The sequence below is a fragment of the Labrenzia sp. THAF191a genome (assembly GCF_009363335.1).
GTDB classification, from domain to species: domain Bacteria; phylum Pseudomonadota; class Alphaproteobacteria; order Rhizobiales; family Stappiaceae; genus Roseibium; species Roseibium algicola.
Window position 1 is genome coordinate 4,101,722 of record NZ_CP045333.1, and the last position, 13,852, is coordinate 4,115,573.

Genomic DNA, 13,852 nt, shown 5'->3' on the forward strand with positions numbered 1-13,852 from the left:
ACCTTTATGTTGATGAAATCGACCATTGCGCGAGCGCGGCTTGCGCGGCAGGATTACCACTGAGAATGCGTATTCGCGGCGCAGTCCGTGCTGCGGAAAGCTCTGGACCAGCTGCGCAGGGCAGTGTGTTCAGGATTCGAAATTTGGTGATGGCCGGAGTGATAGAGGCAAAAGAAACGGCAATGTCGGCGGGCTCTGATTATGACAATGACGGTGGCGACGCCGGAACGGTTACAGTCACCCGTACCAAAACAGTAACCAAGCGGCCAAATCTCTATCGAGTGCTGCTGTTGAACGATGACTACACTCCGATGGAGTTCGTCATTCACGTTGTGGAGAACTTCTTCCAAAAAAACCGCGAAGAGGCGACCCGCATTATGCTGCATGTTCACCATCACGGCGTCGGGGAATGCGGGATATATTCCTACGAGGTCGCGGAGACGAAAGTCACCCAGGTGATGGATTTCGCGCGCAAGCATCAGCATCCGTTGCAATGCGTCATGGAAAAAAAGTGAGGACAAACGCACGTGCCTTCCTTCTCACGCAGTCTTGAAAAAGCACTTCACCAGGCTCTGGCCTTCGCCAACGAGCGACAGCAGGAGTATGCAACGCTGGAGCATCTTCTGCTGGCGTTGCTGGACGACCAGGACGCGGCTGCGGTCATGCGGGCTTGCAACGTGGATCTGGAAACGATCCGCCGCAATCTGGTTGAATATATCGAAACCGAGCTGGACAACCTTGTCACGGACAGTGACGAGGACTCCAAGCCGACCGCGGGCTTCCAGCGCGTCATTCAGCGGGCGGTTATCCACGTCCAGTCGTCCGGGCGGGAAGAGGTGACCGGCGCCAACGTGCTTGTTGCGATCTTTGCCGAGCGCGAAAGCCATGCGGCCTACTTCCTGCAGGATCAGGACATGACCCGTTACGACGCGGTCAATTATATCTCGCACGGCATTGCCAAGCGTCCCGGCATGTCCGAGGCCCGTCCAGTCGAAGGGGCGGATGAAGAAGATGTGATGCCCGGAGCTGAAACCGAGAAGAAGTCCAGTCAGAAGACGGACGCTCTTGAAGCTTACTGTGTCAATCTCAACACCAAGGCCACCAACGGCAAGATTGATCCGCTGATCGGACGCGACAGCGAAATTTCGCGCACGATCCAGATCCTGTGCCGCAGATCGAAAAACAATCCGCTCTTCGTCGGCGACCCTGGTGTCGGCAAGACGGCCATTGCGGAAGGGCTGGCGCATCGCATCGTCAATGGCGATGTGCCGGACGTCCTGAAGGATGCCACCATCTTCTCGCTCGATATGGGCTCGCTGCTGGCGGGTACCCGCTATCGCGGCGATTTCGAGGAGCGGCTGAAGCAGGTGGTCAAGGAGATCGAGGACTACCCGGGTGCGGTGATGTTCATCGACGAGATCCATACGGTGATCGGCGCCGGTGCAACCTCTGGCGGGGCGATGGATGCGTCCAACCTCCTGAAACCGGCGCTTGCTTCCGGAGCGATCCGCTGTATCGGATCGACCACCTACAAGGAATATCGCCAGTTCTTCGAAAAGGACCGGGCGCTGGTTCGCCGCTTCCAGAAGATCGACGTCAACGAGCCGTCGATCCCGGACGCGATCGATATCCTGAAGGGCCTGAAGCCTTACTTCGAGGACTTCCACAAGGTTCGTTACACCAACGATGCCATCAAGGTGGCTGTGGAGCTGTCGGCGAAATATATTTCCGACCGCAAGCTGCCGGACAAGGCGATCGACGTGCTGGATGAAACCGGTGCCTCACAGATGCTTGTTCCCGAAGCCCGCCGCCGAAAGACCATTGGCGTGAAGGAAATCGAGAACACGATTGCCACCATGGCCAGGATCCCGCCGAAGTCCGTTTCCAAGGACGATGCGGAGATTCTGGAGAACCTCGGCAAGGATCTGAAACGGGTTGTCTACGGACAGGATGAAGCTATCGGGACGTTGGCCTCTGCCATCAAGCTGGCGCGTGCCGGTCTGCGTGAGCCTGACAAGCCGATCGGCAGCTATCTGTTCTCCGGCCCGACAGGCGTCGGCAAGACGGAAGTCGCTCGGCAGCTGGCATCTTCACTGGGTGTTGAACTGATCCGGTTCGACATGTCCGAATACATGGAGCGGCACACCGTGTCGCGCCTGATCGGTGCACCTCCGGGATATGTCGGCTTCGACCAGGGTGGTCTCTTGACCGACGGCGTCGACCAGCATCCGCACTGCGTGCTGCTGCTGGACGAGATCGAAAAGGCTCATCCGGACCTGTTCAATATCCTGTTGCAGGTGATGGACCATGGCAAGCTGACCGACCACAACGGCAAGCAGGTCGATTTCCGCAATGTCATCCTGATCATGACCACCAACGCCGGTGCCGCGGACATGGCCAAGATGCCGGTTGGCTTCAACCGCATGAAGCGGGAAGGCGACGACGCGGAAGCGATCAACAAGCTGTTCACGCCGGAGTTCCGCAACCGTCTCGATGCGATCATTCCGTTCGGCAATCTGCCGATGGAAGTCGTTTACAAGGTGGTTGAGAAGTTCGTCATGCAGCTGGAAGTCCAGCTGGCTGACCGCGGCGTGACCTTCGAGCTGACGGAAGATGCCGTGAAGTGGCTTGCCGACAAGGGCTATGACAGCCAGATGGGGGCTCGCCCGCTTGGGCGGATCATCCAGGAGCACATCAAGCGGCCTCTGGCCGACGAGGTGCTGTTCGGCAAATTGAAGAAAGGCGGAATGGTCAAGGTCACCGTGTCCGAGGACGGCAAGGGTCTGCTTCTGGAAAGCATCGAGGAGCGTGCGACACCGCCAAAAGCCAAGGCCAAGACCGAAACCAAGGCAAAGCCGAAGCGCCGGCGCAAGCCTGCTGCCAAGGCAGCGGCCGCCAAGGATACGAAGCCGCCTGCAGGCAAGAGCGGTCCGGCCAAGAAAAGCCTTGTGCCCAAGGTGCCGCTGGCGGACTGAGGCCCTGCACAATCAGATCGGAAAGGCCCCGAAGAGATTCGGGGCCTTTTTGTTTTTCGCCTGCACAGACGACGCGCAATGCGCGAAGCGGCCGGGTTGGTTCACGCTCTGGACCTGTCCTCCGACAGGCGTACTGCGCTTGTTCTCATTCATGTTTGGAATTGAAACCATTCAGGAAAATCATTTGCCGCCGCCCGGCTGCTTGCCTAGCTATGAAGCAGACACTTTCGGGAGAACGAACATGAGCGATAACAAGGTTGCGATGATCACCGCTGGCGGCTCCGGCATGGGGGCCGATGCAGCAAGACGGTTGGCTGCAGATGGGTTCCGGGTCGCAATCCTGTCGTCCTCCGGCAAGGGGGAAGCGCTTGCGGAGGAATTGGGCGGGGTCGGGTTCACCGGATCCAATCTGGTTGCAGACGACCTGACCTCTTTTGTCAGCAAGACGGTGGACGCTCTTGGCCGGATCGATGTTCTCGTCAATTCGTCCGGACATGGCCCGAAAGGCGATATTCTGGAAATCTCCGACGAGGACTGGCACCTCGGCATGGATTACTACCTGATGAACGTCATTCGCCCGGCACGCCTTGTCGCCCCGATCATGGCTGCGCAAGGTGGGGGAACGGTGATCAATATCTCGACATTCGCCACCTTCGAGCCGGACCCGATGTTTCCGACTTCCGGTGTGTTTCGGGCAGGGCTTGCCAGCTTCACCAAGCTGTTTGCCGACAAGTTCGCTGCCGAGAACGTGCGCATGAACAATATCCTGCCCGGTTTCATAGACAGCCTGCCGGAGAAGGAAGATCGCCTGGCGCGTATCCCCATGGGCCGCTACGGCCGCTCGGACGAGATCTCAAGCCTGATCGCCTACCTGGCCAGCGACGAGGCGGCCTATATCACAGGTCAGAACATACGTATCGATGGCGGGCTGACGCGGTCGGTGTGAGCTGTTCAGACGGCAACAAAGGGAGTTCGGCAATTCGCGTGCCGAACTCTTTCGCCAATTGGCACTCTGGACAGAAAATCTCCAAAAAGGTAAGGCTACCTTACTAACTGCCCAGAGATGAGTCAGCCTGATGACGGCTCCTGATCAGCCAGATATCGACCAGGAATCCCAGAACCCGCCGGAGCATGCCCGGGTCTGGATGGCGCGTGGAGCGCGGGCGGCGGTGTCTATTCCAGCGTTTATTCTGACTGCAGCTTTTGTCGGGTATGCGGGGCTTGCCCGTGAAACAGGACTGACGCTCTTTGAGACGCTGGCAATGACCGGTTTCGTCTGGGCACTGCCTTCCATCGTGGTTCTGACAGGCGCGATTTCCTCCGGAATGGGAATCCTTCCTGCCGGAATTGCCGTCGCTCTTGCATCAGTCCGTCTGATGCCGATGACCATGGCCTTGATGCCGCTGGTCAAGGTGCCGGGCAAGACAAAGACCTGGCAATTGCTGATCGCGTCTCATTTCGTTGCGGTGACTGCCTGGGTGTTCGCGATGAAGCACCTGCCGGACATGCCGAGGGAAGGGCGTCTGCCGTTTTTCATTGGTTTCGGCGCGGCGGTGACCAGCTTCGTCTTCTGCATGACCGGCGTCTCCTATCTGTTGGTTGAAAGCATGCCGGGCATGGTGGCGGGTGCCTTGTTCCTGCTGACGCCTGTCTATTTCCTGTGCTCGCTCTGGGGGGCGGCAAGGCTCAATGCCGACCGGGCGGCCATGGTCGCAGGACTGCTGCTCGGACCGGTCTTCTTCACCTATCTGCCCGGGCTGGATCTGCTTTGGACCGGCCTTGTTGGCGGCACGATTGCCTACCTCGGAACCAGGATCATGCGCAGGGGGCTGTCGTGATGGAGGGATCAACGGCAGGTGGATTGGTATCCGAAACCTGGTGGCCACTGGTGATGATCATCATCGCCGGCTGGTTTGCAACTGACGTCTGGCGATGGCTGGGTGTCTTTGCTGGTGGCAGGCTGCGTGAAGACGGCGAACTGCTGATCTGGGTGCGCTGTGTTGCAACTGCGCTGGTTGCCGGAGTGATTTCCAAGCTGATCCTGTTCCCGCAAGGTGTGCTGGCAGAAACACCTCTCTGGCTGCGTCTGGCTGCCGCCGGTTTCGGCTTTGCATCGTTTTTTGCAGCCCGGCAACGTGTGTTTGTTGGCGTACTTGCCGCAGAAATCTTTCTCGTTTCCGGTTGGCTGATCCTCGACACGATGGCTTCCTGACACCAAGCGATTTCCCGTGTTCACTTGCCCGCCAGATAGGCTAGGTTGAAGAGAACGGCGATTGCACCCGTTCAAGGAGAGGAACATGGCGGATCAGGTCGAACTCTTTTACGCACCACAGACACGCGCCACCGGCGTACGTGTTCTCCTGGAGGAGCTGGGCGCACCTTACAAGCTGAATGTGCTCAATCTGAAGCTGGGTGAAAACCGGACACCCCGATATCTTGCCGTCAACCCGGCTGGCAAAGTTCCGGCATTGCGCGTTGGCGAGGCAGTCATTACCGAACAGGTCGCGATCTATGTCTATCTGGCCGATCTGTTTCCCGAAAAAGGATTGACCCCCTCGCTGGATGATCCACTGCGCGGACCGTACCTGCGATGGTTCGTGCATATGGCATCCTGTTTTGAGCCGGCAATGATCGACCGCGCACTCAAGCGCGAAGAACCGCCGCATTCCATGTCCGCCTATGGTTCGTTTGACACCGTCATGGAAAGCATGCGTGCCCAGCTGGCAAAGGGACCTTTCGTTCTGGGTGAACGGATGACGGCTGTCGACGTTCTGTGGGGAATGGGGCTGCGGTGGGGAACAATGTTCGGCATCGTACCGGAATTCGATGAATTCACCGCCTATATCGAGCGGTTCGCGGAAAGGCCGTCGGTGGTCAAGGTGCTGCAGGAAGACCAGAACATGGCCAAGGAGCAGGAAGACGCCGCAGTTCAGGCGGGCGTCGCGTAAGATCTTGTCACAGCCGGCGTCTTCTCCGCGATGCGCAGCACCGTCTGCAGTTTCCCTCTCTTCTATCCGCAATCCTGACAGGACAATCTTTTGCCGCGCACTATCTAACGAAACGTCGTTTTTGCGGCACTAAACTTCGAATGGGGGATGATCGGATAAAACGCAGCCGACCTAGAGTTAACGATTGAAACCGGGCGCAAGCCAGATGGTGACTGCAAACTTGGAGGTAATCTGACGATGAAGGACAAGTTCAAAGATACGGAAATGCTGGAAAAACTGGGTGAGGCCGCAAAATCTGGCCGCATTTCCCGCCGTGATTTCCTGAATTATTCCATGGCTGCCGGTGTTGCAGCTTCCGCCGTAACTGGGCTCTGGACCACGAAAGCCAAGGCGCAACCAAAGCAGGGCGGAACCTTCAAGGTCGGCATTCATGACGGCAATACATCAGACACCCACGATCCGGGCACCTATCTCACCATCGCCATGATCGTGCTGGCGCATACTCACCGCAGTTACCTTACCCTGATCGAACCAGACGGGTCTCTTGGGCCGGATATCGCCACCGAATGGACGGCGAATGCGGACGCAACGGAATGGACCTTCAAGCTCAACGAAAACGTTACCTTCCACTCCGGCCGCAAGATGACAGCCGACGACGTCATTGCATCGATGAACCACCACCGCGGCGACAGCACGACCTCCGCGGCCAAGGCTCTGCTGACCGACGTCGCTGATATCGTCAAGGACGGCGACAACACGATCGTTTTCAAACTGTCATCGGGCAATGCGGATCTGCCGTGGCTCATGACCGATTACCATCTGGCCATCTGTCCGGCGAACACCGATGGCTCGATCGACTGGGCTTCGGGCGACGGTACCGGTCCCTACAAGATCGAAACCGGTGACTTCGGTGTCAGGTTCTCGCTGACGCGCCATGACGGCTGGCATCTGGATGGTGCACATTTCGACGGTGTGGAACTGATCATCCTGACCGATCCGAACGCCCGCCAGACGGCTCTGGTTACTGGCGACGTGGATGCCGTTTCGCTTATCGATCTGAAGACGATGGGTCTGCTTGCGCGCAATCCGAACCTGGAGATCGACAATGTGCCGTCTGCCTCGACGCTCACGATGCCGATGTTCTGCGATACGCCTCCGTTTGACAACAAGGATGTTCGCAACGCACTCAAGCTCGCGATGAACCGCGACGAGATCATTGAGAAGATCGCCTTTGGTGCAGCGACAAAGGCGAACGATTTCCACCATTCGCCAGCCATGCCCTATTGGCCGGATGACATTCCCCAACACGACTACGATCCGGACCAGGCGAAATCATTGCTGAAAAAGGCCGGTGCCGAGGGACTATCCATCAGCATTTCCTCTGCAGAATCCATTTACTCCGGCGCGGTCGATCTTTGCGTGCTTTATGCCGAGCATGCCAAGGCGGCGGGCATCGACATCAAGGTCGTGCGTGAACCGAACGACGGCTATTACTCGGATGTCTGGCTGAAGAAGCCGTTCTGTGTGGTGGCCTGGGGTGCGCGTCCGACACCGGATGTGATGTATTCGCTGGCCTACAAGTCCGACGCCGCCTGGAACGAGAGCCATTGGCAGAACGAGCGTTTCAACGAACTGCTGTTGATGGCGAAGGCCGAATTGGACGACACCAGGCGGGCAGAGATGTACCGGGAAATGGCGCTGCTTGCGCATGACGACGGCGGCACGATCATCCCGTTCTTCCGCAACTTCGTTTATGCCCGCCGCAGCAATGTTCAGCATGGTGAGCAACTGGCATCGAGCTGGGAGCTCGACGGTGCCCGTGCCTGCAGCCGCTGGTGGTTCGATAGCTGATTGAGCATCGAGAAAAACGCCCGCCCGGTTTGAAGCCAGGCGGGCGTTGTCTGTTGTGTGCTGAATGGCTGGAGATGCTCGCCTGGCTCAGGCCAGTGCGGCTCGTATCTTTTCTGCTTGCGCTGCCAGCAGGTCATTGTCTGCCATCGCACCGGTGTGGGGTTTCAGCGACACGCCCTCGAAACGTGGAATGACATGGACATGGGTGTGGAACACCACCTGGCCACCGGCAGGCTCCGAGAATTGCTGGATGGTCGTGCCGTCGGCATTAAAGGCCTTGATCACCACCCTGGCCATGGTCTGCGTTGTTGCCATGACCGCGTTGAGATCATCCGGTGCGATATCCAGGATGTTGCGGGAAGGGGCTTTCGGGATCACCAGAACATGACCATCGCCGCGGGGCATGATGTCCATGATCACCAGTGTTTTGTTGTCCTCGTAAACCTTGTGGCTCGGCAGTTCGCCGCGCAGGATTTTGGCAAAGACATTCTGGTCGTCATAAGCGGGTGCGGACATGTTTGCATTCCTGTCTGGTAGGCAAAAGAATTTCGCGAAGCGGTGTTCAGAAACGAGCCACCCCGACACTTCAGGGTTGATCAAAGGACTATCAATCGATTCCGATCAAGAGTTACTCCTGATCTAGTCCGAGATTTCTTGCAGCTGCAAGCCGCGACTGCGGCAGGATCGCCGGGATGAGTTTGCTCAAGCCGCGGTTGTTCAGGAAACGGTTTCGCTGGCCGGTTGGCCAGCATTTGAGGCTTCAGGATCCGTTTGCGATGCGCATGTGAGCTTCAATCCCAGGTCTTCAAGCCTTGTCCTGTCGGGTTTGTAGAACATCCAGTTGCCGATCCGCTTTCCAGTTACCAGGCCTGCTTCCGACATCTTTTTCATGTGTGAGCTGACGGTCGGTTGGCTGAGGCCCACTTTGTCGGTGATGAAACCGACACACACGCCGTCATCCACGAGGTCTCCGTCCCGCTGGCGGGGAAAGTGGGCTCGAGGGTCGAGCAGCCACAAAAGGATCTGCAGCCGCACGGGGCTCGCCAGTGCCGCCATCGCCAATGAACTTGACTCTACATCTATATTGATATTCATCTATATAGATACTCTTCGATATGGATTGGTGGTTCGAACATGGAAAATAGCCTTCTCGGCCTTCAAGCGGAAGCCTTTTCGAACGGCGCGACGCGCGGCGTGCGTTATCTGAAACACTTGCCGGATCGGCGCGTCGGGCCGAATTTGTCTCGTCTTGCCGAGCTCGATCCCGGTTTGCCGGAGCAGGGCGCCGACGTTGGCGATATTCTTGATCTGCTCGAGACCGTAGGCGGTGAGGGCACTGTTGCGACGGCGGCAGGCCGGTACTTCGGTTATGTCATAGGAGGCGCATTGCCTGCAGCCTCCGCGGCCCGGGCCTTGCTCTCCGCGTGGGATCAGGTTGCAGACGGTTTGACGGGACCTTCGGTGATCAAGATGGAAGAAACGGCGGTGTCCTGGATCGTAGGGCTTCTGGGGTTGCCTGAAGGTACTGATGGCGCTTTCACCACCGGTGCGACCATGTCCAATATGGCGCTACTGGTCACTGCGCGCGACACACTGTTGTCGCGCCTTGGCCACGAAAGAGGAGAGGGCCTGATTGGCGCTCCCGGCTTGCGGATTGTCGCCAGCGCCGAAATTCATGCAACCGTGCTGAAATCCCTTCGGATGGCGGGCCTGGCCACAAAATCGATCGAGTGGGTGGAAGTGGACGATCAGGGGCGGATGCGGATCGACAAGCTACCCGAACTGGATGATCGCACGCTCGTTTTGTGCCAGGCAGGAAACGTTTGCAGCGGAGCCTTCGATCCATTTGACGAACTCGGCGACAAGTGTAATGCCGCTGGTGCCTGGCTTCACGTTGATGGCGCTTTCGGGCTGTGGGCAAGGGCCTGCAGCGATACGGCAACGGCGCTCAAAGGGCTTGAGAAGGCAGACAGCTGGGTGGTCGACAGCCACAAGACGCTCAACACGCCATATGATTCAGGCTTGGCCTTGTGCCGCCATCCGCAGGAAATGCAGGCGTCGATGGCAATCGGGGCCACCTATCTGCCGGCGACCGTATCAAACCCGGCCAACCGCGCTCCTGAATTCAGCCGGTCTGCCCGCGGAGCCGAGACCTGGGCAGCGCTGCTTTCCCTCGGCCGGCAAGGCCTGGAGGACATGCTGAGCCGTTTTCACAGTCATGCAAGGCGCATTTCAGGGGATCTGACAGCGCTCGGGTTCGAAGTACCGCATGAGGTGCATTTCAACCAGGTGTTTGCGACGCTGCCGGGGGCTGAAGACGCCTGTGCCCGCATCGCTGGCCATGTTCAGGCTTCCGGTGAAGCCTGGTTCGGTCAGGCCTCCTGGAAAGGGCGACAGGGGTTTCGCATCAGCGTCTCGAACTGGTCAACCCGGACGGAAGATGTCGACCGGCTGATAGCTGCCGTTGCGAAGGCAAAGGCCGAGGTGATGGCCCCGGCCTGATGCAGCTCACTTCGCAGAAGACGCGACCCTGGTCAGGTCCTTTCGGGCCACAGATATGACAGGGTCGCGTTCGAGCGTATGACCACGAATTCTCTCGTCAAATACCTGGTACCGCAGAGATGAATTGCGAGGACGATAGTTGCGTCAGGCGGCTTCGCCCAGTTCAGATCCGTCTTTGACCAGTTTTGCAACCGCTGCGAAGTCCAGCTTTCCGGAACCCAGGACAGGAACCTTGGATACCACACGGACTTCTGCCGGTATCATCAGGTCCTGTGCGCCTCGGGCTTTGGCGCCTTCAACGAAAGCTGCGCGGTCCGCATCCGGGTTTTCCGTCACGAGCACCAGCTTCTCGCCCTTGCGGGCATCCTTGATGGCGGCAACTGCGGACAGATGCTGCGGCCAGATCTGACCCGCCAGGGCTTCCACGGCGGACAGAGACACCATCTCGCCTGCAATCTTGGCGAAGCGCTTGGCGCGGCCCTTGATGATGATGTAGCCGTCGTCATCGATCTCGACGATGTCGCCGGTGTCGTGCCAGCCGTCGACAAGTGGTTCGACGACGCCGGGATTTTCGGCCTTCAGATAACCGACCATCACGTTCGGTCCCGACACATGCAGTCTGCCGCCGGTTTCCACACCAGGTACGGGCTCAAGGCGTGCCTTCATGCCGGGCATCAGTTTGCCGACCGTGCCCGGACGGTTGTACATCGGCGTGTTGAGCGCAATGACCGGTGCGGTCTCGGTCACGCCGTATCCTTCCAGAACACGCAGACCGAAGCGTTCCTGATAGATCTGCCTGGTTGACGGTTTCACCGGCTCCGCGCCTGCAAAACAGTAGCGCAGGGAGCGGAAGTCGTAGGCATGGGCAACGCGGGCATAACCATTGAGAAAGGTGTCCGTGCCGAACAGGATCGTTGCATTGGAGGTGTAGATCAGCTCCGGAACGATCCGGTAATGCAGGGGCGAGGGATAGAGATAGACCGGCACACCGGATATCAGCGGCAGGATGGTGCCCGCCGTCAGGCCGAAGGAGTGGAACATCGGCAGGACGTTGAACACCTTGTCGTTCGGAGTGAAATCGATCCTGGCGGCTGCCTGCGTGGCATTGGACAGGATGTTCCTGTGTGTCAGCACAACACCTTTCGGTGTTCCCTCCGATCCGGAGGTGAACAGGATCACTGCCGTGTCGTCCGCTTGCCTGCGTACCAGGGGGCGACTTTTGGTCAGAAGGCCGCGGATCTTGTCCATGAAGCCGATTTCAGAGCGCAGATCTTCCAGCCAGATGATGCGAACGTGGTCTTCCAGGTTTGAAGCCAGTTGCTCCAGGCGAGCCTGCTTGACGAAGGCGCGGGAAGACAACAGCGTACGAACATCCGCAGCACGGCAGGCAGCGAGAATGTTTTCCTGACCGGCGGTGAAATTGATCATGGCGGGCACCTTGCCGGCAGACATGGTCGCCAGAACGGTAACGGCAGCGCCATTGGCATTCGGCAGCATGATGCCGAGGGTGTCTTCTCCACCGGTGTGCTGCAACAGTTTGCGGCCAAGAACGGAAACGCCTGTCAGCAGTTTGCCTGCATTCAGCTTTCCGGACACCGGATCCTCAACCGCCAGCTTGCCGTAGCCGTATTCTTCGGCCGTGGCGATTACCTTCTCCAGGATCGTCACGTCTTCCGTCAGGCTGGTTTCAAACATCAGTTCGGACATGACGCTGTACAGCTTGGCACCCGCTGCAGCGCGCCGCTGACGTCCCCTCAGTTCGTCGTCGAGGTCCAGGCGGGTAGGTTCCATGATTGTCACCTTCACTTTGGGGAACAGACGCTTGCGGATCTGGCTTGGGTTCAGGTAGGAGAACGGCGTTTTTTCAAGGCCGTCGATACGGATCGGGACGATCATGGCCCCGGTCTTGTCGGCCACCATTGCCGCGCCGTCGTAGACCTTCATCAGGCTGCCGGTGACAGTCAGCCGGCCTTCCGGGAAGATCACCATCGGTTCGCCGGAGTTCACCACCTTGATCAATGCGCGGGTGGCCATGGGTTTTGACGGGTTGATCGGCAGGGCATTCGCAAGGTGCAGGAAGGGTTTGACCCACCAGCGCCGGGCAATGTCATAATCGATGGCGAAGGACGGCTTCTTGTCAGTCAGGGTCAGAGCCAGGCCAGCGTCCAGCAAACTAACGTGGTTCAGCGCCAGGATCGGGGCTTCGCCGGCTTTTTCCAGATTTTCCAGGCCTTTGACTTCCATCCGGAAAATGGCGCGATAGAGGATCGAGATCGCATCGCGCATCGGGTTGGTCGGCAGGATCTTGAGCATCACGATAGCTGCGACCAGGTTCAGCCCGGCCAGCGCCAGAAAAATTGCGGGAACGGAAAATCCAAGTTTCTGGGCTCCTGCCAGCAACAGTCCGCCAACCGTCATCAGGGCAGCGCCAAGGGCGTTGGACGCTGCTATCCGGCGGGCACGCACCTGCGGTTTCGCCCAGGTCTGGAGTGCCGTGAAGGTGGGAACAACGAGCAAAGCTCCGGAAATGGCAAGGCCGGCCATATCGACGCTGAGACGGATTACGCCCTCATGGGTCAGGAACTCGCGCAAGCCAGATGCTGTTGCGGTGGCCGGCAGGCCTGCCAGGGTAAATGCCGCATCCAGGCAGAAGAGCGCCAGCAGAAGCGTTCCGACGGGAGCCGGCAAAAGGACGACGCGGCCAGCCAGAAGCCAGGCGGCAATTGCCGACCCGATGCCGATCGAAACGGCGAAGACGGTCAGGAAATAGGTGACGGCAATTTCTTCGCCGCCCAGGAACGTCTTGACCATCAGCGGCAGAACAGCGAGCACCATGGCGCCGATGAGCCAGAACCAGGCATTCATCATGGCTACCAGGAAGAGACGACGATCGACAGCCAGATCTCTCACCACGCACCATGTGGACGTTGCAAGGTTCCAGTCAATCGTCAGATGAGGGGCTGCTGCCGGTGCGGAGGGAATTTGCCGGCTCAGCCCGTAACATGCGAGAGCCAGGGCTATCATCACTGGAGCAAAGATCAGGGTGGGAGCACCGGTACTGAACAAAAGGCCGGCGGAAATCGTACCGCCCAGGATTGCCAGAAAAGTTCCCGCTTCTATCCACGCATTGGCGCGCGGCAGGTTTGAAGCCGGCAGATGATCCGGGAGCAGCCCGTATTTGACCGGGCTGAACAAGGCAGACATGGCACCAAACACGAACAGCGCGGCAAAGAGGATGGGGAGGGAGGACAGAGCCATGCCTGTCACGGCCAGGCCTGCGCCTGCAATTTCTGCAAGCTTGGTTGCACGGGCAATCCGAGCCTTGTCGAACTTGTCTGCGAGTTCGCCCCCGAGTGCGGACAGAAACAGGAAGGGCGCGATGAAGACAGCCCCGGCCAACGTTATCAGAACACCGGTGTTGTCACCGTCTGCACCGTGTCCACCAACCTGGAACAACACAAGGAACACCAAGGCGTTTTTCAGGAAATTGTCGTTGAATGCAGAGAAAAACTGCGTCCAGAAGAGCGGTGCGAAACGCCTGGATGTCATCAGTGACGCGCTCATGAGGTCCTCCTT

General features: G+C 58.6%; 11 protein-coding genes. 8 read left to right on the forward strand and 3 right to left on the reverse strand.

Annotated features, from left to right (window positions below):
- Nucleotides 1-182: 182 nt before the first annotated feature.
- The 7 genes from clpS to FIV05_RS19025 all read left to right on the forward strand — a co-directional run bounded on the left by clpS (nt 183) and on the right by FIV05_RS19025 (nt 7,774).
- Entirely contained in the window at nt 183-515 is a 333-nt protein-coding gene (gene clpS, locus FIV05_RS18995) for an ATP-dependent Clp protease adapter ClpS (protein WP_031268357.1), read from the forward strand.
- A 12-nt stretch (nt 516-527) separates the two neighbouring features.
- Nucleotides 528-2,975 carry an ATP-dependent Clp protease ATP-binding subunit ClpA gene (gene clpA, locus FIV05_RS19000; protein WP_055654606.1) on the forward strand — a complete coding sequence of 816 codons (2,448 nt, stop codon included), beginning with the start codon at nt 528-530 and terminating at the stop codon, nt 2,973-2,975.
- Nucleotides 2,976-3,216: 241 nt separating this feature from the next.
- Nucleotides 3,217-3,921: an SDR family oxidoreductase gene (locus tag FIV05_RS19005; protein ID WP_022998329.1), complete on the forward strand. Its 705-nt coding sequence runs from the start codon at nt 3,217-3,219 to the stop codon at nt 3,919-3,921.
- Between the two features lie 130 nt (nt 3,922-4,051).
- Nucleotides 4,052-4,813 carry an AzlC family ABC transporter permease gene (locus FIV05_RS19010; RefSeq protein WP_075282957.1) on the forward strand — a complete coding sequence of 254 codons (762 nt, stop codon included), beginning with the start codon at nt 4,052-4,054 and terminating at the stop codon, nt 4,811-4,813.
- Nucleotides 4,813-5,187, forward strand: coding sequence for an AzlD domain-containing protein (locus tag FIV05_RS19015; protein WP_152511983.1), 375 nt, complete (start codon nt 4,813-4,815; stop codon nt 5,185-5,187). Before FIV05_RS19010 ends, FIV05_RS19015 begins: the two co-directional genes overlap by 1 nt.
- Before the next feature lie 85 nt (nt 5,188-5,272).
- Nucleotides 5,273-5,923 (forward strand): glutathione S-transferase family protein, encoded by a 651-nt coding sequence (locus FIV05_RS19020; RefSeq protein ID WP_152510618.1) that lies wholly within the window; start codon nt 5,273-5,275, stop codon nt 5,921-5,923.
- A 237-nt stretch (nt 5,924-6,160) separates the two neighbouring features.
- Nucleotides 6,161-7,774: an ABC transporter substrate-binding protein gene (locus tag FIV05_RS19025; protein WP_152510619.1), complete on the forward strand. Its 1,614-nt coding sequence runs from the start codon at nt 6,161-6,163 to the stop codon at nt 7,772-7,774.
- 87 nt (nt 7,775-7,861) lie between these two features.
- Here FIV05_RS19025 and FIV05_RS19030 read toward each other — a convergent pair whose 3' ends face one another.
- Together FIV05_RS19030 and FIV05_RS19035 are read right to left on the reverse strand one after the other, a co-directional pair.
- The gene (locus FIV05_RS19030; RefSeq protein WP_152510620.1) at nt 7,862-8,290 is read right to left on the reverse strand and encodes an HIT family protein; all 429 of its coding nucleotides are present in this window, start codon (nt 8,288-8,290) and stop codon (nt 7,862-7,864) included.
- 201 nt (nt 8,291-8,491) lie between these two features.
- A complete protein-coding gene (locus FIV05_RS19035; protein ID WP_286202204.1) occupies nt 8,492-8,869 on the reverse strand; it encodes a metalloregulator ArsR/SmtB family transcription factor in 378 nt (125 codons plus the stop codon).
- 39 nt (nt 8,870-8,908) lie between these two features.
- On the opposite strand from FIV05_RS19035, the gene FIV05_RS19040 reads away from it, so the two are divergent.
- Nucleotides 8,909-10,276 carry an aminotransferase class V-fold PLP-dependent enzyme gene (locus FIV05_RS19040; protein ID WP_152510621.1) on the forward strand — a complete coding sequence of 456 codons (1,368 nt, stop codon included), beginning with the start codon at nt 8,909-8,911 and terminating at the stop codon, nt 10,274-10,276.
- A gap of 144 nt (nt 10,277-10,420) precedes the next feature.
- On the opposite strand, the gene FIV05_RS19045 is transcribed toward FIV05_RS19040, so the two are convergent.
- Nucleotides 10,421-13,840 carry an acyl-[ACP]--phospholipid O-acyltransferase gene (locus tag FIV05_RS19045; protein ID WP_152510622.1) on the reverse strand — a complete coding sequence of 1,140 codons (3,420 nt, stop codon included), beginning with the start codon at nt 13,838-13,840 and terminating at the stop codon, nt 10,421-10,423.
- Nucleotides 13,841-13,852: the final 12 nt, after the last annotated feature.

Excerpts from the sequence above, each read along its gene's own strand:
- clpS (WP_031268357.1), top strand. The coding sequence starts at position 183 with ATGTCGGCGGGCTCTGATTATGACAATGACGGTGGCGACGCCGGAACG.
- FIV05_RS19005 (WP_022998329.1), top strand. The coding sequence starts at position 3,217 with ATGAGCGATAACAAGGTTGCGATGATCACCGCTGGCGGCTCCGGCATG.
- FIV05_RS19010 (WP_075282957.1), top strand. The coding sequence starts at position 4,052 with ATGACGGCTCCTGATCAGCCAGATATCGACCAGGAATCCCAGAACCCG.
- FIV05_RS19015 (WP_152511983.1), top strand. The coding sequence starts at position 4,813 with ATGGAGGGATCAACGGCAGGTGGATTGGTATCCGAAACCTGGTGGCCA.
- FIV05_RS19020 (WP_152510618.1), top strand. The coding sequence starts at position 5,273 with ATGGCGGATCAGGTCGAACTCTTTTACGCACCACAGACACGCGCCACC.
- FIV05_RS19025 (WP_152510619.1), top strand. The coding sequence starts at position 6,161 with ATGAAGGACAAGTTCAAAGATACGGAAATGCTGGAAAAACTGGGTGAG.
- FIV05_RS19030 (WP_152510620.1), bottom strand. The coding sequence starts at position 8,290 with ATGTCCGCACCCGCTTATGACGACCAGAATGTCTTTGCCAAAATCCTG.
- FIV05_RS19035 (WP_286202204.1), bottom strand. The coding sequence starts at position 8,869 with ATGAATATCAATATAGATGTAGAGTCAAGTTCATTGGCGATGGCGGCA.
- FIV05_RS19040 (WP_152510621.1), top strand. The coding sequence starts at position 8,909 with ATGGAAAATAGCCTTCTCGGCCTTCAAGCGGAAGCCTTTTCGAACGGC.
- FIV05_RS19045 (WP_152510622.1), bottom strand. The coding sequence starts at position 13,840 with ATGAGCGCGTCACTGATGACATCCAGGCGTTTCGCACCGCTCTTCTGG.